This window comes from Helicobacter sp. MIT 05-5294, from assembly GCF_000765675.1.
GTDB lineage: Bacteria > Campylobacterota > Campylobacteria > Campylobacterales > Helicobacteraceae > Helicobacter_D.
Genome location: NZ_JRPA02000012.1, coordinates 21,096 through 44,409, shown reverse-complemented (window position 1 = coordinate 44,409; position 23,314 = coordinate 21,096). Strand labels below are relative to the sequence as shown.

The following is a 23,314-nucleotide window of genomic DNA, read 5'->3' as shown; positions in this document are numbered from 1 at the left end:
TGGATTTACAAACAAAGAATTCCAAGTAGGTGCTTACTCTAACCAAACCATTCGTGCAAGTATTGGTGCAACAAGTTCTGATAAGATTGGGCATGTAAGAACAGAAAGCTATGGTGTAGATGTTTTTAGTGCTTCTACTGGTAATTTGGCTCTAACTTTCACAGTGGGCAACAAAAAAGTCAGCTTAGAGTCTGTAACGATTTCTACAAGTGCAGGAACAGGTCTAGGTGTCGTAGCTGAAGCTATCAATAGATACTCCGATGAGTTGGGTGGTGTGCGTGCTGAATACACAGTAGAGACAGCAGGAACAGCAGCGGTAACAGCTGGAAATATCGTAAGCCTCTCAATCAATGGTGTAAAAATCGGGGATATTCTTGACATTAAAACAAACGACAAAGACAATCGTTTAGTTCAAGCTATCAATGCTTACAAAGATACCACAGGTGTTCAAGCTTCTATTGATAAAGATGGTGCATTGAGATTGACTTCTACAGATGGTAGAGCGATTAATGTTACAGGGGATGGTGTTTCAGGTGTTACAAACTTTGGCACTGGAGTAAATGTTGGAACATTGAACCTTACTCAATTGGGTGCAAATGATATTAAAGTTTCAGGAACAAATACAGGTGGGCAATTCACTGTTAATTCAGCAAGTGTTGCTCAAGCCGTTACAACCCTAAGACAACTTAAAGGTTCATTTAATGGTGATACTTTGAAATCCATCGGTGTAACTACAACAGCAATTGGAACAGCATTAGATGCGACTTTTGGTTCAGGCGTTACAACCCTCAAAGGTGCAATGCTTACTATGGATATTGCAGAATCTGCGATTAAACAACTTGATAGCATTCGTTCAGACTTGGGTTCTGTGCAACAACAAATGCAATCTACAATCAACAACATTACAATCACTCAAGTGAATGTAAAATCTGCTGAAAGTGGAATCCGTGAAGTAGATTTCGCAAGTGAATCTGCAAACTACTCTAACTTGAACATTCTTGCTCAAGCTGGAAGTTATGCAATGAGCCAAGCGAATTCAGTGCAACAAAATATCTTAAGATTACTTCAGTAGCTTAAGGATTCTTTTCTTAGAATCACAACTCCAGGCAAGGGATTCTCCCTTGCTTTTTTATTTTCTTCATCTTTCTACCTAATCCAATCACCAAGATTTAACTATCTTTTGTCATTGCGAGGCACACGAAGTGCAACGAAGCAATCCACGCTTAGAATCTCACATTAAAGATTCCATTGTATTATTTTCCTTGAAACCCAACATTATAGATTGCCACGAGTTTTTGCAAAACTCTCGTAATGACGCAGTGGTTTAATACATAAACAATGACTCAATAAATAAAACTTGGGATTTCTAAAGTTTTGAAGTATAATGTCGCAGGGTAATTACCACAGGCTGGTTACCCTGTGGTAAAATCTACGCTCCAAAAAAGAGCTATTGTATAAATTTCCATTGATTGTTTTCTTACCATTTTGATGTTGATTGTGGATTGCCACTTCATAAGGACGCAAGGCAACGCAAAACTTACATAGCTATGCTAAGTTTTTCAAAGCCTTTTGCACTTCTTGGCAATCATCAAAAGGGTAAGTTTTATCGCCAATGATTTGATAAGTTTCATCGCCTTTTCCCAAAATCAACAAAACCTCTTCATCTTTTAAGCTTTTAATCGCCATTTCAATGGCTTTAGCGCGGTTTTCTTCCAAATAAATCTCCCTAGAATCCCTTAAAATTGTCGGGATTCCGCTAAGAATTTCTTGCATAATCTGCGATGGAATCTCACTGCGTGGATTGTCGCTTGTGATATAAAGTTTTTGGGCATATTTGGCGGCACACAATCCCATTTTTGGTCTTTTACTTTTGTCTCTATCGCCTCCTGCACCAAAGACAACAGAGATTTTTTGGTGCAAAAAAGACTGAAAGATTTTTTCCATTCCGTCTTCTGTATGTGCGAAATCCACGATAATTAGGGGCTTTTGATTGACGACTTGCATTCTCCCTAACACGCCACCAAAGTTTTCTAATTTTTCGCAAATTTCACCCAAAGGAGCGTTTTCTAGCAGTTTGACTGCCCCGATTGCTGCAAGTGCGTTATAAAGGTTGTGTTTGCCAAACAAGGCGCATTCCAAACTCGCTTCTTCTTTGCCATAGGCGATTTGGGCTGTAATACCATTTTGTAGGCTGTAAGCTTTGGCATTAAGCGTGGCGGGGGATTCTATGCCATAGGTGATTGCTCTTTCTAGGGCGTAATGCGCGTTGGATTCGTCTTTGTTGATAAGTTTTAAATCCTCTGGATTGGCAAAAAACGAATTTTTCACAGCGATATAGTTTTCTAAAGTCTTGTGATAGTCTAAATGGTCGCTTGTGATGTTGGTTAGAATTCTTAAATCAAAATGCAACCCTTCAATGCGATTTTGCACAATTGCGTGGGAGCTAACTTCCATTACGAAATATTGGCAGCCCTCACTCTTTGCCTCGCTAATCGCGCTATAAATCTCTAGCAAACTAGGCGTTGTAAGTCCTTTGGGGCGTTTTTGGATTCCATTGATAAAGAATCCGCGTGTGCCAAGTAAGCCAACAGAGAATCCAAAATCAAGCAAAATAGAGTAAATCATCGCTGCTGTGGTTGTTTTGCCATTTGTGCCTGTGATTCCGATAAGTTTTAAGTTTAAATCAAAATATTTTATTAAATCTTTAGGAATGATAAATTTTTTAAATCCATTTTTTTGGGCAGATTCTTGATAATTTTGATTGCTTTGCGTGATGAGAAATGCGCAATTTTCTGAAGTGCGATTCTTGCTTTGGTTGTTTTGGGTTGTTGGAGGGAGCAACACTTCTCTTGAATCATCGCTAATAAAGCGTAAAGAAGAATCACAATCTGGGCAGTTTGTGAGGTTTGCTTGAATTTCCACTAGCATAAAATATCCTTAAAATTAATGTTGTTTAGACGATGGAATCGCAAAGATTCAAAGCTTTTTGCCTTGCAGGATTTTGCGATAGAGGCGCATAAAATCTCTGTCGTAAAACAAAAGATTTCCCGAATTTTCAAAATAATTAATCGCAACATCTTCAAAGCCAAATTTAACGAGATTCCGCACAAAAAAGAGAAATTCGCTTTTGTTGGTAAAGATGATTTTGGAGCTGAACATTAAATCTTCAAAAGCTTCTTTGAAGCCGACTTTGGCGGAATGGGTTTCAAAATCTTCATAGAGGATTCCGTCGTTTTTGTCAATCTCTGCTTCTTGCAAACTCCAAATCGCGAGATTGAGCGCGTAAAGGTTTTTGTCAAAATTTTCAACCATTCCAAGCACGACTTTCGCTACTTCTTGATTGTTTTTAATATGAGTTACTTGATAGTATTCAAAGAGTGCACGCGCCTCATCTTCGTAGTCTAAAGCCATATCAGAGAGCGCACTAAGCATTTTAATATAAAGCGATTCTTTGTCGCTTAAATTTTCAAGCAGAAGATGTGCATAAGAGAGAATCTCTAAAACGCGCAAATATTGACGCTTGTTAAAAGCGAGTTTTGCTTTGTTTTTAAAATACGCAAAATCTTTCGCCATATTAAGCCTTTATGCAGTGCAAGTTAGGTAACATTGATAAGTTCAATGTCAGGGTGAATGTCGTTTTTGAGTGTGCGTTCAATGCCGAATTTCAGGGTTTGTGCACTACTTGGACAGCCTTTACAGGCACCCTCTAGGCGCACAAAAACTTTGCCATTTTCAATTTTGAGCAAAGTTACATTGCCTCCGTCTTGGACAAGCATTGGGCGCACTTTGTTAAGGCTGATTTCCACAGGTTTTAAAAGTTCTTCATCGCTAAAGGGAAGCATAAAATTTCCTTAAATTTCTACTTTTTGGATTCTATGTTTGAAACCTAATTTAAAAGCTATGATAATACTTAAGTTTTCTTAAAGTTTTAATAAAAAACTTCTTAAAAATATTTAATCTAATTTTATTTAAAATGTTTTATAATTACAAGATTTTTAAGTTTAATGGCGTTGTGCAAAGGCACTGGTAATCTACTTTAGGAGGATTTTATGCAAAATGATGAAGTAGTAATTGAGAGTTATTTAAAGGTAACTTCAGAGCGCAAAAAAAGTAAAAACCCTGCGCGTTGGGATATGTTGCAAAGTATCACAGGAGCTATTCTAGCGATTTTTATTTTGTTTCATATGTGTTTTACATCTTCTATTTTACTTGGAACAGAGGCATTTGATGCTGTGGTAGGATTCAGCGAGGGTTCGTTGATTTTTGGTGGGCATGGGATTCCACTTTTAACTACTCTAGTTGTGATTGTTATTAGTGTTGTTTTCGTGGCTCACGCGTTTTTGGCGATGAGAAAATTCCCTGCGAACTTCCAACAATTTATGATTTTTAAAACTCATAAATCTTTAATGAAACATTGCGACACAACGCTTTGGTGGATTCAATTCTTGACTGGATTTGCATTATTTTTCTTAGGTGGCGCACATCTTGTTACGATTCTTTTTAATTCTACAAGTATTAACGCAATCACTTCTGCAACAAGATTTGTTGATGGCAATTTGGCAGAATTTTATCTTGTATTGCTTGTTGTAATGGTGTTACATGCAAGTATTGGATTGTATCGCGTGATTATCAAATGGGTTCCACTTGAAGCACCAACTACCGCACAAAGCAATGTAAAACGCAAAAATGTTAAAATTGCTGTATTTGCAGTATTTATCGTTTTAGGTGTGATTGCATTTATCGCGGACTTTACTTGGATTGCGTTAGGCAAAAGTCTATAAAGGAGAGATGAATGAAAATAGTATATTGCGATTCATTGGTAATTGGTGGAGGTTTGGCAGGGCTTCGTGCGGCGGTCGCCTGTAAAGAAAAGGGTTTGGATACTATTGTCTTAAGCCTTATTCCCGTAAAAAGAAGCCACTCTGCCGCAGCTCAAGGTGGTATGCAAGCAAGTCTTGGAAACTCTAAAATGAGTGATGGAGACAATGAGGATTTGCACTTCGCAGACACCGTAAAGGGAAGCGATTGGGGTTGCGATCAGAAAGTTGCTAGAATGTTTGTTACCACAGCACCTAAGGCGATTCGTCAATTAGCTGCTTGGGGTGTGCCATGGACGAGAATCAAAAAAGGCGACAGAACCGCAATCATTAATGCGCAAAAAACAACCATTACAGAAGAAGAGTTTAGACATGGATTAATCCATTCTCGTGATTTTGGTGGAACAAAAAAATGGAGAACTTGCTATACAGCGGACGCGACAGGACACTCTATGCTTTTTGCGGTGGCAAATGAAGCGTTAAAAAGAGGCGTGATTATCCACGATAGAAAAGAAGCGATTTCTTTGATTCACAAAAATAATCGTTGTTATGGCGCAGTCGTTCGTGATTTGATTACAGGCGAATTGATTGGTTATGTTGCAAAAGGAACATTGATTGCAACAGGTGGTTATGGAAGAATCTATAAAGACACAACAAACGCCGTAATTTGCGAGGGAACAGGAACTGCTCTAGCCCTTGAAACAGGAATCGCAAAGTTAGGTAATATGGAAGCGGTGCAATTCCACCCAACAGGACTTTTTCCAAGTGGGATTCTACTTACAGAGGGTTGCCGTGGAGATGGTGGAGTTTTGCGTGATGTTGATGGCTATCGCTTTATGCCAGATTATGAGCCAGAGAAAAAGGAACTTGCAAGTCGTGATGTTGTCGCGCGTAGAATGCTTCAAAGAATCCGTGAGGGCAAAGGCGTAAGCTCTCCTTATGGTGAGCATTTGTGGCTTGATATTTCCATTCTAGGACGCAAACATATTGAAACAAACTTGCGTGATGTGCAAGAGATTTGTCAAGTGTTTGCAGGGATTGATCCAGCGGATAAATGGGCTCCTGTGAAGCCAATGCAACACTATTGTATGGGCGGAATCCGAACCAACGCAAAAGGTGAAACTGCATTGCAAGGCTTATTCTCTGCGGGTGAAGCAGCTTGTTGGGATTTGCACGGATTTAACCGCTTAGGTGGAAACTCTGTCAGTGAAGCGGTAGTTAGCGGTATGATTATTGGAGACTATTTTGCGGAATCTTGCGCGGGAACTTATGCGGATATTGAAACTAAATTGGTTGAAGATTTCATTAGAGCCCAACAAGGCTATTTGGATAGCATTTTAGCAAATACAGGCGCAGAAAATGTGTTTGAAATCAAAAATGCTATGAAGCAAATTATGGGTGATAAAGTAGGAATCTTTAGAGATGGTGAGCATTTGGCAGCGGCGGTAAAAGAGTTGGAGCAACTTTATATTCGCAGCAGAAATATTGGAATCAAAACCAAACGACTTTCAGCGAATCCGGAGCTAGAAGAAGCGTATCGTGTGCCAAAAATGCTAAAAATTGCGTTGTGCGTCGCCAAAGGTGCGTTAGACCGCACAGAATCTCGTGGAGCGCATAGTCGTGAAGATTATCCAAAACGCGATGACCAAAATTGGTTAAAACGCACTTTGACAAGCTGGGAAGACCCAAATCAAACCTTGCCAACCATCACTTATGAGCCACTTGATATTGCGACAATGGAAATGGCTCCGGGATTCCGTGGTTATGGTGCTAAAGGAATGATTATTGAAAATCCTGAAAGCTTGAAGCGTCAAGAACAAATTGATAAAATTAGATCCGATATGGAAGCACAAGGAAAAGATCGCTATGAGATTCAAGAAGCATTAATGCCATTTGAATTACAACCATATTATAAAGCACGCAATGAGAGAATAGGAGACAAACAATGAGTGGAGCAGTTCAAAGTAGTAACAGAGAATTAACAATTCGGGTATTGAAGTTTGACCCAAATAGCGCAATATCCAAACCACACTTCGCGGAATACAAGCTTAAAGAAGCGCATTCTATGACGGTTTTTATCGTGCTAAATATGATTCGTGAGCAATTTGACCCGGATTTGAGTTTTGACTTCGTATGTCGTGCGGGGATTTGTGGAAGTTGCGGAATGATGATTAATGGGCGTCCTCGCCTTGCTTGTCGCACTTTAACAAAAGATTTTCCTGATGGTGTGATTACTTTAATGCCATTACCTGCATTTAAGTTGATTAAAGATTTGTCTGTGGATACAGGAAATTGGTTTAATGGTATGAGCAAACGCGTAGAAAGCTGGATTCACGCTCAAGAAAAAAGCGAAGAGCATATGTGTCAAATTGAAACAAGAGTAGAACCTGAAGTAGCGGCGGAAGTTTTTGAACTTGACCGCTGCATTGAATGTGGTTGTTGTATTGCTTCTTGTGGCACAAAGCTTATGCGTGAAGATTTTGTGGGTGCTGCTGGATTCAACCGCGTAGTGAGATTTATGCTTGACCCACACGATGAGCGAACAGACGCTGATTTCTATGAGTTGGTAGGTGATGATAATGGGGTGTTTGGTTGTATGAGCTTACTAGCTTGTCATGATGTTTGCCCTAAAAATTTACCATTACAAAGCAAAATTGCTTACTTAAGACGCAAAATGGCGACTACAAAGTAACAATCACAGAATCCCTTTTGGGATTCTAACTTCTTTAGATTCCTTTTGTTTTTATAATGTTTAGTCTTTAGTAGTAACGCAGTAAATCAATAAAATAATCAATGAGAATCCTTTAGATTCAAGCAAAACTTATTTTATTTGTGTATAATTTAGCTTCTTTTTAGAGAGGTGTCCGAGTGGTTGAAGGAGCACGCCTGGAACGCGTGTAAGGTGTAAGCCTTCGAGGGTTCGAATCCCTTCCTCTCTGCCACAATCAACGATACAATTCCTTGATTCCCGTTAAACTTACAATATCAATCTCAACTTTATTTGCAAAAGTAACATTATGAAACATTTTTTTGCTTAAAAGTTAAAAATTATTTTTATAAAATGTAGATTTTAGTTTTTTGATAATATTTATGTGAAATTATATTGCTGAAATGATTTTATGAAAAAGAAATGGCGGTGAAGAGTGTTAGTTTGGGATTCTTGTATGCTTATAGGGGAAAGCAATGTTGCTTTATGGTGCTTTGGATACGGCAGCTTTTAATTCTCTCGTAGTTCCTGCGAAGTTTCGTAGCCAAAAATCTTTGCTAGAGGAAGAAAAAAGTCAAGAGCAAAACCAAGCAACCCATAAAGAAAATACACCCAAAAATACTTCCCGACAAGTTGTGATTTTTGAAGATTCTATAAGCGGTAATAGATTTGGAGTCTCAATTTCTAAAGAAAATTTCCAAAGACCAAAAGAGAAGTTTGATTCTAGTAATTTTTATGCACTTAAAAGTGGAGAGATTCGCCTTAATGGTGAGGTGGAAGCGTATGTTGGGGGTTGGTTTGGTGAAATTGCCTACAATATGGGTGCGCTCCAAGCGGATAAAGATAAGAATGGCAAATTTTCCCAAGAAGAAAAAAGCGCAAATCAAAAGTAGTATTTATTTATCTTTTAGAATGTAATACAGGGATTCTATCGTTTATGATTTTGCTGTGGACAAATATCAAACTAGTGAGAATCTCCAATACGAAAGTATTGATGAAATGCTAGATTTGCTGATTTTTAAAGATAGAAATCTTGATGGCGCAGTGAGTTTAGTGAGGCATTTTGGCACTCAAGGCTTGTATCAAACCCTAGCAGAAATCATTAAATCGTGCGAATGTAAGTGTGAGGATAAGCTGGATACAGAAAAGCTACTGCGTAAGCTAGAAAATAGCAAACAAAATAAAGATGAAATCTCCAAAGAAGAAGCCATAACATTGCTCCATAGACTTAAACAAGGTGGCAATATAGAATCGCTAACACTAAAAGAACAAGAAGCGTTGAAAAAGTATTTTGCAAGTGAAATATCAAGAATCAAAGAAGAGAATCCCTCACTAGAAAATGCGTTGGATAAGGTGATTGGTGATTTTGTCGAGAAAATTTACTCTAAAGAAAGTTTTATTTTAAACTTTATGGTGTGAGTTTGCGCTTGTGTGGCGATTTAGTGTTGCGTTAGTGTGAGGATTCCATTTGCACTTTGCATTTCCTGTAATGACGGAAAGGTGGGATTCTGCAATAGAAATGTGTTAGATTCTTCGCATTGCTTAGAATAACAATAAGAGGATTCGCAATGACAAGTGGAATCCTTGTAGGGTGTAGTTTAGAGATTTTAAAGAAGTGTTTTTGGATTTAATGGTTTTTGGGAATCTTGAAAGCCTTAGAAATGCGAAGCTTCTAGGCTTTGAAATTTTATGCGATGAGGATAGAATCCTCAAAGCATAGGGCGAGTGCGATTATTTAATCACGCCACAAATCATTCTAGCACCACCGCCACCAAGTGCTGCTGGAGTGTCGTGGTGATTATCTCCCCCTACATGGACCATTAAAGAATGGTTTTTAAGCTCTGCTAGAGTTTTGATTTTTGGAGAAAGGACAGGATTGTTTGCGTTACCCTTTTCATCTACGAAAAGTGCGGGTAAATCCCCGCTGTGTCCTTTGTCGTCCCAAGGATAAGAATGAGTGCCGGTTTTGTCTCTATCCCAATGTCCGCCCGCTTTCATTCCTAAACCTTTATCGGTCGCGCCACAATCTGGATTTTCGTGGATATGGAATCCATGCAATCCACTCGTGATTCCTTGTAGATTTGGATAAAACGCCACCCCGTATTTTGTCTCGACTGCGACAACTTCGCCTACGCTCTTATCTCCATTTTGTGAGAGTGCATTCATAGGAATCACCAAATGATTTTTCTCATTTTTGGGATTGTAAAGCTCTGCACTCATCACGATACTCGCAACTAAACTAATGCCTAATGCGCTAATTAGAATTTTTTTCATCGTTAATCCTTTATGTTATTTTGTGCTAATAGCATAAGAATTTTAGTAAAGGCATCTTTAAGAATGCTTTAGAAAAATTAAAAGTTCGCACAAATAAGATTCTGTCTTTTAGGAAGTATTTTATTGTGCTATGTTATTGGGGGTTGTTTGGGGTTCTTTCTCCTCTTCAAAAGGCGGTCCTTTTTGTAACAACTGCGTTAAAGTCGCTGCTTTTTGCGGTGTCATTTTGGATAAGATTTTACTCATCACTTTCGTATCTAGGGCAAACAAAATCCCTGCCGCTTCTGATTCTGGCAAAGTCTCTAGGATTGCCGCAGATTTGGAGTCTTTCATACCCGCATAGGTTTCGCCGACTTTACTTTGTGTCGCACCGCGAATTTGCTTTAGGACTTCTTCGTTGCGTTTTAGCAGACGAGAGATTTTTGCTTCTCGCTCTTCCATTTCTTTCTGCGCGTCTTTAAGTGCAATTTCGCGCTTTTTTAAATCCGCTTCTTTTTGGTCTAATATGTTTTGGGTCGCGCTTTGTAAGGCTTGTAAGGCTTGTTGCTGCTCATCAATCCTTTCAATTTCTTGGATAATTTCAGCTTTGCGTTGTTCAAAGATGATATTACAATCAATAATTTCGCGCGGATTATCGGCAGCCATTAGGGGCAGGATTCCAAATGCCAAAAGAGGCAAAATCCAATGTTTCTTTTGTTTCATTGTTGTTCCTTGTGGTTTGCATAAAGCATTACAGAGATTTCGTCTAAATCCTTGCTTTCTTGTTTTTTTGTTTTTTCAATCATTTTTTTGACTTCTAAGCCGTCTAAATATTTTGCCTTTTCAAATTCAATGTTTTGCACTCTAAAATACTCTTGCAACTCTTTTTTTTGGTGCTTGAGCTGCGCTAATTCTTGCATTTTAAAATCAATGGTTTGACGAAATTCCTCTTTGTGGTGCGCGAAAGTCAAAAAAGCTTGGTAGATTCCGCTTCTTGGCTCTTGAAGTGTGGCAAATTCTTGCACGAGCGCATCAACTTCGCCTTGTTTTGAGAGAATGGCTTGCGCGTTTTTTTGCAGCATCATTTCTGCCTCATCTACCTTTTTTTTGCGCAGTAATACGAGTTGGGTAAATTTCGTTTTCATCGTATTTAAATCAAAAACTACCTAAAAATCGTATCGTTTCTATCGGGACTTGTGGAAATCATCGAGATTTTTACGCCAATGAATTTTTCCAATGCCAAAATATAATCTTGCGCATTTTTGGGCAATTTGTCAAATTCTCTTACACTCGCTGTTTTATCCCAACCCACGAAAGTTTGATAGATTGGCTTGATAGAGGTTAAATCACTTGGAAATTCCTCTAATTGTTCGCCTTTTTCGTTTTCATATGCAACGCAAACTTTGATTTGTTTAAATCCGTCTAAGACATCTAGTTTCATCATTGCAAGTGCGCTCGTGCCATTGAGGCGACAAGCGTATTTAACTGCCATTGCATCTAGCCAACCGCATCGTCTAGCTCTCCCTGTGGTTACGCCAAATTCGCCACCTTTATTGCGTAAGTTTTCGCCAATTTCACCTGTTTCTTCTGTCGGAAAAGGACCATTTCCAACGCGCGTGCAATAGGCTTTGATGATTCCAATCACTTCGCCTAACTCGCGTGGAGCGATTCCGCTTCCACTACACGCTCCGGCAGAAATTGTTGTAGAGCTTGTAACAAAAGGATAAGTGCCAAAGTCAATATCTAGCATACTTCCTTGCGCACCCTCGCATAGGATCTTTTCGTTTTTATCCATCGCATTCCAAAGCATATTAGTAGTGTTTGCCAACAAAGGCAGAATCGCTTTTGCATAGGAATCTAATTCGTTTTTGAGGCTTTCTTGTGTTGGAATCTCTATTGCGATTCCTTTTTTGGCGATTTCCTCTAGCTTTTCAAGTATTTTTTGGGTGAGTGTTTGGGTGTCTTTTAACTCTTCTGCGCGAATCCCTTTGCGAGAAACTTTGTCGGTATAAGTTGGTCCGATTCCTTTGCAAGTTGTCCCAATGGCTTGTTTGGCTTGACTTTCGCTAAGTCTATCTAGCATTTCATGATAAGGCAAAATCAAATGCGCTTTGCTACTAATAAAAAGCCTTCCTTCTAAAGTGCCATACATTTCTTTGAATTGTTCCATTTCTTCAATTAAAGCCTTTGGGCTAATGACAACGCCATTTCCGATAATATTTTTGCATTTTGGATAAAGGATTCCAGATGGAATGAGGTGCAAGGCGTATTTTTTGCCCTCTACGACAATCGTATGCCCTGCATTGTGTCCGCCTTGATAACGCACGACATAATCATAGTCGCGCGCTAATAAATCTACCATTTTTCCTTTGCCTTCATCTCCCCATTGAATCCCAACAATCAAATCTGCTTTGCTCACTCTTACTCCTTAATTAATGTTTAAATGTATTGTATTAAATGATCGGTATAAATCCCAAATCCACACGCATTTTGTCCTAGAATCTCATATTCTCCGCCCAAAATCAAAGTGGCATTTTGGGCAAAAAACCTAAAAGACAAGCCTTTATAATAGCTCATTGGAGCATAATATAAAGGTGAAATGAGACAATGTGCATAAGGAATCTTAATTGCAACTTGATAAAGCCTTTCTAGCTCAACAGCTAAGGCATTTGGTAAGTCTAATTTGGAATCTTGCAAAAACCTCTCTAAAGATTCTTTGTCGCTGATTTGCAAAAGCTTTGCCATTAGCGGATTTGCGGATTCTATCGCTCCGACATCAATTTTTTCAAACGCAGTGAGCGGAATCTCAAAGGTTTCCGCACAAATTTGTGGAATCTTGACATTGGCTAATTGCAAAAAAGCAACTTTGGAATCTGAATCTGTTTTTGTGAGATTCGTGATTTGGCTTAAAATTTGCAAAGAAATTTCAATAAAGGGAAGAATATCGCAGTTTTCTAAATTTTCCACGCCGATTTGATGCACTTCTGTCGTAGGATAAATGAAAATGGGTTGGATATAAAACCAACGCTTAGAAATGGTTGCTTCACGCAAATGAGGCGCAAGGAGGCGAATCGTATCAATTGTAGAATCATTGCGAAGCGCGATTTGGTGATTGTATTGATTATTTGTGCGCACTACTTCGCGACTCTGCGTATCTCTTTGGTGCTCTAAAAAGCTAAAAGTCGGCGTTACAATCTCTTCATAGCCTTTTTTGTAGAGAATCTCACTCGCAAGATTTTCTAATTCCCGCTTGGCTTTGGCGTCTTTGCCAAAGTAGAGTTTGCAGCCTTGTGGTATTTCATGGCTTAAAATCACAAAATATCCTTATAAAAATCTTTGAAAAGCACATTGTAACATATTTTGCTAGAATCTTTCATTCTTTAATGTCTTTCCCTTAATTTTTTATTATATAAAATTTAAGTTTAAAAATTACATTACAATCTTTTAAATCTGATTATTTGGCGATTTCTTTAAATAAGTAGTTTTTTAAGAAAATAGCTTATAATACGACTTTATTATTTATAAGGAATCGTATGTTTGAATGGATTGCAAGTCCTGAAATGTGGGTTGCGTTAGCGACTTTGATTGCTCTTGAAATCGTGCTTGGGATTGACAATATTATTTTTATCGCGATTTTAGTTGGGAGATTGCCCAAAGAACAGCGACAAAAAGCGCGTATTTTGGGGCTTTCTTTGGCTATGATAACGCGCCTTTTGTTGCTTTTTTCGCTTTTTTGGATTATGAAGCTCACCGCTCCGCTTTTTACGATTTTGGGGCAAGAAATTTCAGGACGCGATTTGATTTTGATTTTGGGCGGACTTTTTTTGATTGGCAAATCCACGCTAGAGATTCACCATGATATTGATGGCGCAGAAGAATCCAATGAAGAAGATTCTATGCCACCGAAGATAAGAGGAGGATTTGTTGGGGTGTTGGTTCAGATTGCGATTTTGGATATTGTTTTCTCGCTAGATTCTGTGATTACTGCTGTGGGAATGGTAAGTAACATTGAAATTATGATGTTGGCAGTCATTGTGGCAGTGGGTGTGATGATGATTGCGAGTAAAAGTATTTCAGAGTTTGTGGAGAATAATCCAACGATTAAAATCCTAGCCTTAGCATTTTTGATTTTAGTGGGTGTAACGCTTGTCGCAGAGGGTTTAGATTTTCATATTTCCAAAGCTTATATTTATTTTGCTATGGCATTTTCTTTGGGAGTGGAATCTATCAATATTTATATCAAGAAAAAACGCTTAGAACATTTACGGACGCAAAAAAGGAAATAAATGCCTTATGTTAATATTAAAATCACAAAAGAAAATGGCACTCCAACAACAGAACAAAAGCAACGCATTATTAAGGGAGTTACGAATCTTTTAGGAGAGGTTTTAGGCAGAAGCACGGATTCGCTTGTAGTGGTGATTGATGAGGTGGAATGTGATAACTATGGTGTGGGAGGAATCTCCATCACGCAAAAACGCAAAGCAAATGCGAATCTTTCTTAAACAAAATAAAGAGGTTTTATGAAGACGCTTACCATTATTGATACTTTTGGATTCTTATTTCGTAGCTATTTCGCTCTCCCGCCGCTTAAAAATCACGACGGATTTCCCACAGGATTATTAACGGGATTTGCGAAGTTGATTATGCAGCTTTATAAGGATTATCCGCAAGATTATTTAGTATTTGCGCTAGATTCACCAGAGGAGAATTTCCGCAAAAGCATTGACCCGCTTTATAAGGCGAATCGTCCGGAAGTTCCGCAAGATTTGAAGCTACAACTTAAAGTTGCGATTCTTTGGGTGGAGCAAATGGGCTTTAAGAATCTCGTGATTGCAGGTTATGAAGCTGATGATGTGATTGCTTCTATTAACAAACAAGCAAATCTCTTAAATGTCGCTGTGCGTATTATTAGCCACGATAAAGACTTATACCAGCTGATTAATCAAGATACTTTTTTGTTTGACCCTAAGAAAAAAACAGAAATTCACGAAGCAGATTGTATTGAAAAATATGGTGTTGCCCCAGCGCAATTTGTGGATTTCCAAAGCTTAGTGGGGGATAGCGCGGATAATGTCCCGGGCGTAAAAGGAATCGGAGCAAAGGGAGCCGCGGGGTTATTACATAATTTTAAGAGTTTGGACGGAATCTATGAAAATATTAATAAAATCGCCTCTAAACGCACACAGGAATTGCTAAAGATTTACAAAGAAGACGCATATCGCAGTCAAAAGCTTGTGCGTTTGCGTGATGATTTGCTTACAGATTTTGATTTGCAAGATTGCCAAATGCCAAGCCAGAATCCTTTGCTAAAAATTGTAGAATCCCTTAAGGCGTATGAAATCAATAGCGTATTAAAGAAGATTCTACCCAAAGATACAACAAAAAATTCTTTTCATTTGTTTGAAAACGCAACCAAAATCAGAGAATCTCAAGGCTTTATCCCGCAAACTCCAGCACCTACGCCTTTTGTGTTTCAAGCGCATTTGCTGGATACTGATGAAAAGCTACAAGCGTTTTTGCCTAAACTTAAAAATGATTGTGTTGTGTCTTTTGATACAGAGACGACAAATTTAGATGTTTTTAATGCCAAAATCGTGGGATTCTCTTTTAGTCTTGATGGCAATAATGCCTATTATGCGCCTTTGGGGCATAATTATTTGGGTGTGGGAGAGCAGGTGAGTAGGGAAATGGCTTTAGAGTTTATTTGCGCGATTTTTGAAGCCAAAGCAGTGATAGGGCATAATCTCAAATACGATTTGGAGATTTTGCGCACGAATTTTGACTTCTTTCCTAAAAGCTTTAAGAATATTCGGGATAGCATGTTGCTTTCTTGGCTTTATCAAAGTGATTTGCCTTGCAATTTGGATTCGTTAATGTTGCGTTATTTTAAGTATGAGATGATTCACTATAAAGATATTGTCAAAAAGGGTGAGAATTTCTCGCAGATTCCAATAGAATCCGCTTATACTTATGCGAGTGAAGATGCCGCAGCGTGTTATCAGCTGTATCATAAAATCGCCAATCTCCTCCCGCCACATTTGATTCAAGTAGCGGAATCTACGGAATTTCCTTTGATTCAAAGTCTTGTGAATATGGAATTGTGCGGAACAAAAATTGATATTGAATACTTCAAACAACTCAAAGCGGAAATGTCTAGTAAGCTCTCTTCTTTGTCAGAAGAAATTTACGCCCTCGCACAAAAAAACTTCAATCTCAATTCCCCTCAACAACTCTCTATTGTATTGTTTGAAGATTTGAAATTGCAAAGTAGCAAAAAAACAAAATCCGGCTTAAGCACTTCACAAATGGTGTTAAACTCACTCATTGATGCACACCCTGTCGTGCCAAAAATCCTAGAATACCGCGAACTTTTCAAGCTTTTTAGCACTTATATTGAACCTTTAATTGAGCACGCAAAGTTAAATTCTGCACACAAAATCTACACTTCTTTTATGCAAACAGGGACAAGCACGGGCAGATTAAGCTCCAAAAATCCAAATTTGCAAAATATTCCCGTCAAAACTACGCAAGGTAGGCGCATACGACAAGGCTTCATTGCACAAGATGGAAAAATGCTCGTGAGTTTGGATTATTCTCAAATTGAATTGCGCCTTTTAGCGCATTTCTCGCAAGATAAAGCGATGATTGAAGCATTTTGCCAAAATGCAGATATTCATTTAGAAACAGCAAAAAAAATCTTTGGTGAAGAGTTAGCAAAAGAAAAACGCGCAGTAGCAAAAAGCATTAACTTCGGGCTTATTTATGGAATGGGAGCTAGGAAGCTTTCTGAAACTTTGAAAATTAGCTATCAAGAGGCAAAAACCTATATCCAAAACTATTTTGAATCTTTCCCAACGGTTAAGGACTTCTTAAAAGCGCAAGAAGAATTTATCCTAGAAAATGGCTATTCGCTGACTTTGTTAGGAAGAATGCGTAAGTTTGATTTCAATGGAATCCAAGAATACCAAAAAGCAGCGTTTTTGCGCGAGGGGATTAATGCAATCTTTCAAGGAAGTGCCGCGGATATTATTAAAATGGCGATGAATGCTATCACGCAAGAGGATTTAGAATCCAAATTGCTTTTGCAAGTGCATGATGAGCTTATTTTTGAATCCCCAATAGAGTGTGCGGAATTTGAAGCGCGTAAAATCGCTTCTATTATGGAAAGCATTACCAAGCTTAGGATTCCGCTTCAATGCACAATTAGTATGGCAAAACATTGGGGAGACTTGAAATAGTCTTTAAGACTTTTCGTCCTCGTCAACGATTCCTAAATACTTCGCCGCAACTCCCAAAGTCATACCCTGCACCAAAACAGATACTAGCACCATAAAAAATACGACATCAAAGATTAAGTGTGATTGTTCTAGCTCATAGACGAAAGGATAAGTAGCTAGGATAATTGGCACTGCACCACGCAAACCAACCCAAGAGATAAATAGCTTCTCTTTTTTGTTGAATCGGCTGTTTGCCAAAGAAATAAACACGCTCACAGGGCGCGCAACAAACATTAATACAAGGACTAAAACAAGAGCTGGTAGGGCGATTTGTGGGAGCTGTGAGGGGAATACAAGAAGACCTAAAACCAAAAAGACTAAGATTTGCATCATCCACGCAATCGCATCGTGGAAAGCGATAATGTGGGATTTGTAAGGAAAGGCAAATTTATTCGTTAGGATTCCTGCGATATAAATGCTCAAATATCCATTGCCTTTTAGTGTCATTGAAAGCCCAAAAATCATAAAAAGCCACGCTACGCTAATGAGGGGATAAAGTCCGGGTTGGGAAATGTTAAGTCTTTCGCAAATCTTTGGGAAAGTATAGCCACAAAGCAATCCTACCGCGCCACCAATGGCGAATTGTGCGACAAATTGCACAATCCATTCCATCACAGAGGTCGCCCCGCTCATTACGATGAGTTGTAGAATCGTGATTGTAAGGAAGATTGCCATAGGATCGTTGCTTCCAGATTCTAATTCCAAGAGAGGTTCAATATTGGATTTAAGCCTTAATCGGTGAGAGCGGAAAATCATAAACACCGCTGCAGCGTCCGTAGAAGATACGATAGAGCCGAGCAACAAAGCCTCTAGTGGCGTAACATTCCACATTAAATAAATAAAACCAGCCAAAATAACCGCGGTAATCAAAACACCAAGCGTTGCGAGCATTACGCCACTCACAATCACTGGCTTGATATGTCCCCAATGCGTATCTAATCCACCGCTATAAAGGATAAAAATCAGCGACACAGAACCCACTGCTTGTGCTAGAAGTGTGTTATCAAACTTGATTCCGACAATCCCCTCACTTCCTAAAAGCATTCCAAGAATTAAAAACACGAGCAATAAAGGGAAACCAATTTTTTCTGAAATTTTACTTGCATAGACGCTAATAAACAAAATGATTCCAATCGCAATAATATATAAATGCAAATCATTGATAATTTCTGCCAAAATTTCTCCTTTAAAATTTAAATTTTCACGCGTGATTGTAGGGCGCGAATAATAGAGAGTTGGTCTATATTTTCGAGACTTACTCCTGTTGGGACGCCTTGTGCAATTTTTGTGAATTGCAATCCTAAATGCTCTAATTTATCTTCTAAATACAGCATTACGCTATCATTTCCTAAGGAGGGGCTAAATGCGAAAATAATTTCTTTAATATGGGATTTGTGTATGATTTGTTCTAAATGCTTTAAGTTTAACGCTTCAAGACTTCCAATTACGAAGTATTTACCTAAAAATTCGCCACTCTCTTCAATCAGAAAAATCTCTCTAGGATTTGCGACAATGCACAATTCTCCGTTGTTGCGTGTGCTATCGCTACAAATCTCACAAACGCGCTCACTAGAGATTCCGCCACATTCTTCACAAGTGTGGAGTTGTTGGACGCAGCATTCAATGTTATGCGCAAGACTTAGCGCGCTAAATTTATCTTCAAATGCGAGAAAATAAGCCAAACGCATTGCAGACTTTCTACCGATACTCGGAAGTTTCTCTAGGGATTCTATGAGTTTTGCAAAACTTTCAGGATAAGATTTCATTTGTCTTTACCCTTGATTAAGGTTGCAATGATGATAAGAAGATTCTAAACACATAGTCTAGTTTTTGTCCTCTGTCTTTTTGGAATCCCCCGATTCCTTTAGCTCATCAGCCTCTATTTCTTTAGAATCTTCAATCGCCTCTAGTGCCGAATTTGCAAGCATTTCTGCAATTTCACGACTTCCATTAATCACGCGATAAAGTCCGATTCCTTTCAAATCTGCTTCTGTCGCGTCTTCTTCGGTTTGGGCGATGATTCTAATATGGTGTGTAATATCCATAATGTGGCGACAAGCCTTTTCAATCGCCATAGGGGATTCCACGCAGAGAATCACGACTTTGGATTTTTCAATCCCAATTTCTCTAAAAATCATTTTGTCTGTGATGTTGCCATAGACGATATCGCAACCCTTTTTGATTCCATCTTCTACGCGTTCATAGTTAGAATCCACTACGAGTGTGCGGACATCACAACCATTAAAAAACTCCAACACTCTTTTGCCCAAAACCCCATAGCCACAAATCACCACTTCTGCGTGGTTTTCTTGTTGTGATTTTTGTCCCATTCCTGCTTTGCTGCCGATTTTGGCAATCTTTAATGGAATCCTAAAGATTTTGAGCGCGAATTTGACGCAAATATCTAATCTATCCAAAATAAAAGGCGTTGCAACCATAGAGAAAATCACCATTAAAGTGAGGAATTGGTAGATTTCATTAGGCGTGATAGAGGCGACAAACTCACTGCCAAAAATCCAATTCAAGATTCCGCCATCTAATCCTAGATTTAGGATTTTGTGCTGACTTGCAAGGAGGAAAATAGCAAAGGAAAATTCCCCAATTTGAGAGAGTGAAAGCGCGATACGCATAGCGACTTTCGCACCTCTAAAAAGACTTAAAAAGGCAAACATTATTAGCGTTTTAATGCACAACATTAAAGCAACAAGAATTAAGATGATGATAAAGTATTTTGCCAAAAATACAACATCTACTTGCATACCAATCGTGATAAAAAATACTCCCAAAAGCAAGTCTCTAAAATATACCAATACACTTGCTACTTGGTGCTTGAAAGGAGAGTTTGAAACAATCATTCCTGCTAAAAACGCTCCAAGCGAGAGAGAGAATCCGAAATATTTACTTAAATAAGCCGAGCCTAAAACGATAAGAAGCACCGTTCCAACGAAGATTTCGTCTGTTTTCATCTTAGCACTAGAACGCAATACGATTCGCGCCAAGAATCTCCCGGGCAAAATCAGCAACAAGAGAACGATAACTGCCGAGATTCCTGTATGGAGTAACATTTCTGGCATACTTAAGTCTTGATTGCTTAGGATTTTAATCATCAAAAGAATCGGAATCACCGCAATATCTTGAAAAACCAAAATCCCAACAGCTGCCATACCCATAGGCGTTTTTGTTTGATTGGTTTCATTGAGGCTTTTTAAGACAATTGCGGTAGAAGACAAACTCACAGCACTTGCCAAGATGATAGAAGTATCAAGGTTGAATCCCAATAAATAATGGCAAATCAAGAAAAATGCGAGGATAGAGATTCCAATCTGCAATCCACCAAAAAGCAAGACTTCTTGCTTCATTTGTGTGATTTTTTTGAAACTAAAATCTAACCCAATCATAAACATCAAAAATACGATTCCAAGCTCTGCGGCTTCGTTTAAATCCACAGAATCTTGCACACGGAATCCAAAAATATAGGCTGTTAATGTCCCTGTAACAATATATCCAATAATGGCTGGAATCTTTAGCTTGTTTAAAATGATTCCAGAAACTACTGCCATCGCCAAAACATAGATGATTACAAGTAGATTATCTATCGCACACCTCATTTGAAATAAAATTAAAATAAAATTTTGAAATTATATAAAAAATTTACGAGAATTTTACAACAAATCTTTAAAAATCTTTGGAGATTCTATTGTTTTTAATCCCGATAAAACCCATTGGAGATTTTTGGATAAGTTGATATTTGGATTTAGTATTGTGATTAAGGATTAATGAATGCAAACAAGAAAAGAGTTAAACAAAACAAACCCTCCTTAAGATACTTGCGGCACTTAAGCGATTTGGAGGCTCTGCTGTGTTCCCACCCTGAAGCATTATCCAAAGAACTCATCGCACAAGTCTCAAGAAAGGCGAGTGAGATTATATTAGGTTTTTGCCAAAATTCAACTTAAGGTTTTGCAAATCTGCAATTTAAGAATCAAGAAATAGGCAAGGTAGGTTTTGTGCGCATTTAGCGCGATAGCGGAATCTCACAATCGTGCTAGATTCTAAAAAAATCTTTATACCAAGCAATAAAGTTTTTGATTCCTTCTTGTATGCTCGTGTTAGGTTTGTAGCCTAAATCACTCACTAAGTCTTCTACATTGGCATAAGTCGCTGGAACATCGCCGGGTTGCAAGGGAAGCATATTTTTTTGCGCAGTGATTCCAAGCCCTTTTTCTATTGCCTCAATAAAATCCATCAGTTTTACAGGATTGTTGTTGCCAATATTGTAGATTTTATAAGGTGCTTTGGAGCTATGTGGGTCTGGAGATTTTCCATTCCACGCAGGATTTGGCATTGCGTTGTGGTTTAAAACGCGCACTAAACCCTCTACAATATCATCAATATAAGTAAAATCACGCAACATTTGCCCGTGATTAAACACATCAATCGCCTTTCCTTCCAAAATGGCTTTTGTGAATAAAAACAATGCCATATCAGGGCGTCCCCACGGACCATAAACCGTGAAGAATCTCAATCCTGTCGTAGGCAAACCAAACAAATAAGAATAAGTATGCGCCATTAGCTCATTGCTTTTTTTGCTTGCAGCATAAAGACTAATGGGGTGATCCACATTATCGCTTGTAGAAAAAGGCATTTTCTCGTTTAAGCCATATACTGATGAGCTAGACGCATAAGCAAGATGTGCGATGTTGAATTGCCTACAAGCCTCTAGGATATTGACAAAACCTACAATATTGCTTTCTACATACGCATAAGGATTCACAAGAGAATAGCGCACACCTGCTTGTGCAGCGAGGTTGCAAACCTTATCAAACCTTTCATTGGCAAAAAGATGAAAAAGATTCTCCCTATCTTCTAGTTTTAGCTTAATAAAACGATAGTTGGGATATTTGCTACTCTGTATGAGTTGGTTCTCCACAATAGAATCCTGCGCGATTCCTACATTTGCAAGTCTACCATATTTAATGCGCACATCATAATAATCATTAATACAATCCAAGCCTACAACTTCTTCGCCAAGCTCTACAAGGCGTTTTGCTAAAAATGAGCCGATAAATCCAGCCGTGCCTGTGATTAAAACTTTCATTGCATTACTTTAAAAGACTGAAATAATTTTCTAAAAACACTTGATTTGCGATTCCATCAAAGGGGCGTCTTCCCAAATCAGCAAGGCTTAGTTCTATCGCATTAATTACCCACGAAATCTCACTTGCTTCAATTAAGCCCATTTGGTTGATTCTGAAAATTTTGCCCTTTAAATCATCTTGCCCACCTGCAATATTGACATTGAATTTGGTTTTAAGATGTTTGCGCAGTGTATCACTTGCTTCGTCATAAACACAAGTCATAGAAAGTGCGGGTTTGGTCGGATAGATTTTTAGCCCAATGCTTTCCATTGCTTTGTCGCAAGAGAGAGAACGCGCTTTGGTTTGTTGGTAGATTTTATCCCAACCGATACTTTTTGCCTTTTGCAAAAACGCACAAAGCCCGATGATAATCGTAGTAGGCGCAGTCCAAGCTGTGGTGTTTTTGACTTGATTTTTCAACTCTGTTTTGAGGTTGAAGTAGAATCCCACATTGCGTTCTTCAATTTTGGCAATGGCTTGTTGGCTTAGCCCAATAATGCTAAGTCCCGGTGGTAACATAAAAGCTTTTTGTGAGCCACCAATAAGTGCATCAACACAACTCACATCTAGCTTTTCCACTCCCATTGCTGTAATGCTATCCACAATCACCATAATTTTAGGATTGTAATCTTTAATGGCTTTGGCGATTTCTTCATAAGAATGGCGCAAACCTCCTGCACTCTCACACGCTTGAATACAAAATGCGTCAATATCGGGATTCTGCTTTAAGGTTTCCAATACGGATTCTACACTTGCAGGAGTATCCCACGCATTTTTAATTTCTATATTTGGAATCCCAAACGCTTTGGCGATTTTACCGAATCTCTCACCAAATTTTCCGCTATTAATGCTTAATAGCTTTGTTTGGCATAGGGAAGTAACACAAGCTTCCATTGCTCCACTTCCCGAGCTTGCAAGCATTAGAACTTCAGGCATACCAATCACTTCTTTTAAAAGTGTCCGAGTGGTTGCGAAGATTTCTTCAAACTCTGGAGTGCGGTGGTGGATTGTTGGTTCGCTCATTGCCACACGCACAAATTCTGGCACAGGAGTAGGACCGGGAGTAAAAAGTAACATATTTTATCCTTATTTAAAAAATCCGCGAATTATAACCAACAT

At 38.6% G+C, this 23,314-nt stretch carries 23 protein-coding genes, 1 tRNA gene and 1 other RNA gene; 11 read left to right on the top strand and 14 right to left on the bottom strand.

The features are described from left to right. Together LS69_RS07185 and LS69_RS11110 are read left to right on the top strand one after the other, a co-directional pair. On the top strand, nt 1–1,072 hold a 1,072-nt coding region (locus LS69_RS07185; protein WP_138123583.1), incomplete at its 5' end, for a flagellin. Between the two features lie 130 nt (nt 1,073–1,202). Beyond that, the gene (locus LS69_RS11110; RefSeq protein WP_275050967.1) at nt 1,203–1,328 is read left to right on the top strand and encodes a hypothetical protein; all 126 of its coding nucleotides are present in this window, start codon (nt 1,203–1,205) and stop codon (nt 1,326–1,328) included. A 217-nt stretch (nt 1,329–1,545) separates the two neighbouring features. On the opposite strand, the gene LS69_RS07180 is transcribed toward LS69_RS11110, so the two are convergent. The 3 genes from LS69_RS07180 to LS69_RS07170 are packed head-to-tail and all read right to left on the bottom strand — an operon-like array spanning nt 1,546 to nt 3,842. Then, entirely contained in the window at nt 1,546–2,928 is a 1,383-nt protein-coding gene (locus tag LS69_RS07180; protein ID WP_138123581.1) for a UDP-N-acetylmuramoyl-L-alanyl-D-glutamate--2,6-diaminopimelate ligase, read from the bottom strand. A gap of 48 nt (nt 2,929–2,976) precedes the next feature. Beyond that, nucleotides 2,977–3,573: a hypothetical protein gene (locus LS69_RS07175; RefSeq protein WP_138123579.1), complete on the bottom strand. Its 597-nt coding sequence runs from the start codon at nt 3,571–3,573 to the stop codon at nt 2,977–2,979. Between the two features lie 23 nt (nt 3,574–3,596). Further along, the gene (locus LS69_RS07170; protein WP_138123577.1) at nt 3,597–3,842 is read right to left on the bottom strand and encodes a NifU family protein; all 246 of its coding nucleotides are present in this window, start codon (nt 3,840–3,842) and stop codon (nt 3,597–3,599) included. A gap of 207 nt (nt 3,843–4,049) precedes the next feature. Here LS69_RS07170 and LS69_RS07165 point away from each other — a divergent pair, with 207 nt between their 5' ends. The 6 genes from LS69_RS07165 to LS69_RS07140 all read left to right on the top strand — a co-directional run bounded on the left by LS69_RS07165 (nt 4,050) and on the right by LS69_RS07140 (nt 8,943). Then, a complete protein-coding gene (locus tag LS69_RS07165; RefSeq protein ID WP_138123575.1) occupies nt 4,050–4,781 on the top strand; it encodes a fumarate reductase cytochrome b subunit in 732 nt (243 codons plus the stop codon). An 11-nt stretch (nt 4,782–4,792) separates the two neighbouring features. Then, entirely contained in the window at nt 4,793–6,766 is a 1,974-nt protein-coding gene (locus tag LS69_RS07160; protein WP_138123573.1) for a fumarate reductase flavoprotein subunit, read from the top strand. Beyond that, on the top strand, nt 6,763–7,509 hold the full coding sequence (locus LS69_RS07155) for a fumarate reductase iron-sulfur subunit (RefSeq protein ID WP_138123571.1): 747 nt from the start codon (nt 6,763–6,765) through the stop codon (nt 7,507–7,509). Before LS69_RS07160 ends, LS69_RS07155 begins: the two co-directional genes overlap by 4 nt. 162 nt (nt 7,510–7,671) lie before the next feature. Then, nucleotides 7,672–7,759: transfer RNA gene (locus LS69_RS07150), tRNA-Ser, on the top strand. 241 nt (nt 7,760–8,000) lie between these two features. Continuing rightward, the gene (locus LS69_RS07145) at nt 8,001–8,417 is read left to right on the top strand and encodes a hypothetical protein (RefSeq protein WP_138123569.1); all 417 of its coding nucleotides are present in this window, start codon (nt 8,001–8,003) and stop codon (nt 8,415–8,417) included. Between the two features lie 55 nt (nt 8,418–8,472). Beyond that, nucleotides 8,473–8,943, top strand: coding sequence for a hypothetical protein (locus tag LS69_RS07140; protein ID WP_138123567.1), 471 nt, complete (start codon nt 8,473–8,475; stop codon nt 8,941–8,943). A gap of 312 nt (nt 8,944–9,255) precedes the next feature. Here the strand turns inward: LS69_RS07140 and LS69_RS07135 are convergent, their stop codons facing one another. From LS69_RS07135 to LS69_RS07115, 5 genes are all read right to left on the bottom strand, one after another. Further along, on the bottom strand, nt 9,256–9,798 hold the full coding sequence (locus LS69_RS07135) for a superoxide dismutase family protein (RefSeq protein WP_138123565.1): 543 nt from the start codon (nt 9,796–9,798) through the stop codon (nt 9,256–9,258). A 120-nt stretch (nt 9,799–9,918) separates the two neighbouring features. Further along, nucleotides 9,919–10,500 carry a MotE family protein gene (locus tag LS69_RS07130; protein WP_138123563.1) on the bottom strand — a complete coding sequence of 194 codons (582 nt, stop codon included), beginning with the start codon at nt 10,498–10,500 and terminating at the stop codon, nt 9,919–9,921. Next, the gene (locus LS69_RS07125; protein WP_138123561.1) at nt 10,497–10,922 is read right to left on the bottom strand and encodes a flagellar export protein FliJ; all 426 of its coding nucleotides are present in this window, start codon (nt 10,920–10,922) and stop codon (nt 10,497–10,499) included. The genes LS69_RS07130 and LS69_RS07125 overlap by 4 nt, the downstream gene beginning before the upstream one ends. Nucleotides 10,923–10,939: 17 nt before the next feature. After that, on the bottom strand, nt 10,940–12,196 hold the full coding sequence (locus LS69_RS07120) for an adenylosuccinate synthase (RefSeq protein ID WP_138123559.1): 1,257 nt from the start codon (nt 12,194–12,196) through the stop codon (nt 10,940–10,942). 20 nt (nt 12,197–12,216) lie between these two features. Continuing rightward, nucleotides 12,217–13,092, bottom strand: a complete 876-nt coding sequence (locus LS69_RS07115; protein WP_138123557.1) for an ATP phosphoribosyltransferase regulatory subunit — start codon at nt 13,090–13,092, stop codon at nt 12,217–12,219. 218 nt (nt 13,093–13,310) lie between these two features. Between LS69_RS07115 and LS69_RS07110 the strand changes: the two genes are divergently transcribed. From LS69_RS07110 to polA, 3 genes are read left to right on the top strand one after another with little or no spacing between them, the layout of a single operon-like run. Next, the gene (locus LS69_RS07110) at nt 13,311–14,063 is read left to right on the top strand and encodes a TerC family protein (protein WP_138123555.1); all 753 of its coding nucleotides are present in this window, start codon (nt 13,311–13,313) and stop codon (nt 14,061–14,063) included. Further along, on the top strand, nt 14,064–14,282 hold the full coding sequence (locus tag LS69_RS07105; protein WP_138123553.1) for a 4-oxalocrotonate tautomerase family protein: 219 nt from the start codon (nt 14,064–14,066) through the stop codon (nt 14,280–14,282). Nucleotides 14,283–14,300: 18 nt separating this feature from the next. Beyond that, nucleotides 14,301–17,018: a DNA polymerase I gene (polA, locus tag LS69_RS07100; protein WP_138123551.1), complete on the top strand. Its 2,718-nt coding sequence runs from the start codon at nt 14,301–14,303 to the stop codon at nt 17,016–17,018. A 3-nt stretch (nt 17,019–17,021) separates the two neighbouring features. On the opposite strand, the gene LS69_RS07095 is transcribed toward polA, so the two are convergent. The 6 genes from LS69_RS07095 to LS69_RS07070 all read right to left on the bottom strand — a co-directional run bounded on the left by LS69_RS07095 (nt 17,022) and on the right by LS69_RS07070 (nt 23,272). Next, complete coding sequence (locus tag LS69_RS07095; protein ID WP_138123549.1) at nt 17,022–18,233, bottom strand: potassium/proton antiporter; 1,212 nt, start codon at nt 18,231–18,233, stop codon at nt 17,022–17,024. A 17-nt stretch (nt 18,234–18,250) separates the two neighbouring features. Beyond that, a complete protein-coding gene (gene recR / locus LS69_RS07090; RefSeq protein ID WP_138123547.1) occupies nt 18,251–18,823 on the bottom strand; it encodes a recombination mediator RecR in 573 nt (190 codons plus the stop codon). 57 nt (nt 18,824–18,880) lie between these two features. Further along, nucleotides 18,881–20,665: a cation:proton antiporter gene (locus LS69_RS07085; protein WP_138123545.1), complete on the bottom strand. Its 1,785-nt coding sequence runs from the start codon at nt 20,663–20,665 to the stop codon at nt 18,881–18,883. A gap of 205 nt (nt 20,666–20,870) precedes the next feature. Then, nucleotides 20,871–20,968, bottom strand: an RNA gene (ffs, locus tag LS69_RS07080) — signal recognition particle sRNA small type. 134 nt (nt 20,969–21,102) lie between these two features. After that, a complete protein-coding gene (locus tag LS69_RS07075; protein ID WP_138123543.1) occupies nt 21,103–22,155 on the bottom strand; it encodes an NAD-dependent epimerase in 1,053 nt (350 codons plus the stop codon). Nucleotides 22,156–22,159: 4 nt separating this feature from the next. Next, nucleotides 22,160–23,272, bottom strand: a complete 1,113-nt coding sequence (locus tag LS69_RS07070; RefSeq protein ID WP_138123541.1) for an alanine--glyoxylate aminotransferase family protein — start codon at nt 23,270–23,272, stop codon at nt 22,160–22,162. Between the last annotated feature and the right edge of the window lie 42 nt (nt 23,273–23,314).

What these genes read in the sequence shown, in the direction of transcription:
- LS69_RS07180 (WP_138123581.1), bottom strand. Translation starts at nt 2,928, where the DNA reads ATGCTAGTGGAAATTCAAGCAAACCTCACAAACTGCCCAGATTGTGAT.
- LS69_RS07175 (WP_138123579.1), bottom strand. Translation starts at nt 3,573, where the DNA reads ATGGCGAAAGATTTTGCGTATTTTAAAAACAAAGCAAAACTCGCTTTT.
- LS69_RS07170 (WP_138123577.1), bottom strand. Translation starts at nt 3,842, where the DNA reads ATGCTTCCCTTTAGCGATGAAGAACTTTTAAAACCTGTGGAAATCAGC.
- LS69_RS07165 (WP_138123575.1), top strand. Translation starts at nt 4,050, where the DNA reads ATGCAAAATGATGAAGTAGTAATTGAGAGTTATTTAAAGGTAACTTCA.
- LS69_RS07160 (WP_138123573.1), top strand. Translation starts at nt 4,793, where the DNA reads ATGAAAATAGTATATTGCGATTCATTGGTAATTGGTGGAGGTTTGGCA.
- LS69_RS07155 (WP_138123571.1), top strand. Translation starts at nt 6,763, where the DNA reads ATGAGTGGAGCAGTTCAAAGTAGTAACAGAGAATTAACAATTCGGGTA.
- LS69_RS07145 (WP_138123569.1), top strand. Translation starts at nt 8,001, where the DNA reads ATGTTGCTTTATGGTGCTTTGGATACGGCAGCTTTTAATTCTCTCGTA.
- LS69_RS07135 (WP_138123565.1), bottom strand. Translation starts at nt 9,798, where the DNA reads ATGAAAAAAATTCTAATTAGCGCATTAGGCATTAGTTTAGTTGCGAGT.
- LS69_RS07130 (WP_138123563.1), bottom strand. Translation starts at nt 10,500, where the DNA reads ATGAAACAAAAGAAACATTGGATTTTGCCTCTTTTGGCATTTGGAATC.
- LS69_RS07125 (WP_138123561.1), bottom strand. Translation starts at nt 10,922, where the DNA reads ATGAAAACGAAATTTACCCAACTCGTATTACTGCGCAAAAAAAAGGTA.
- LS69_RS07110 (WP_138123555.1), top strand. Translation starts at nt 13,311, where the DNA reads ATGTTTGAATGGATTGCAAGTCCTGAAATGTGGGTTGCGTTAGCGACT.
- LS69_RS07105 (WP_138123553.1), top strand. Translation starts at nt 14,064, where the DNA reads ATGCCTTATGTTAATATTAAAATCACAAAAGAAAATGGCACTCCAACA.
- polA (WP_138123551.1), top strand. Translation starts at nt 14,301, where the DNA reads ATGAAGACGCTTACCATTATTGATACTTTTGGATTCTTATTTCGTAGC.
- recR (WP_138123547.1), bottom strand. Translation starts at nt 18,823, where the DNA reads ATGAAATCTTATCCTGAAAGTTTTGCAAAACTCATAGAATCCCTAGAG.
- LS69_RS07085 (WP_138123545.1), bottom strand. Translation starts at nt 20,665, where the DNA reads ATGAGGTGTGCGATAGATAATCTACTTGTAATCATCTATGTTTTGGCG.
- LS69_RS07075 (WP_138123543.1), bottom strand. Translation starts at nt 22,155, where the DNA reads ATGAAAGTTTTAATCACAGGCACGGCTGGATTTATCGGCTCATTTTTA.
- LS69_RS07070 (WP_138123541.1), bottom strand. Translation starts at nt 23,272, where the DNA reads ATGTTACTTTTTACTCCCGGTCCTACTCCTGTGCCAGAATTTGTGCGT.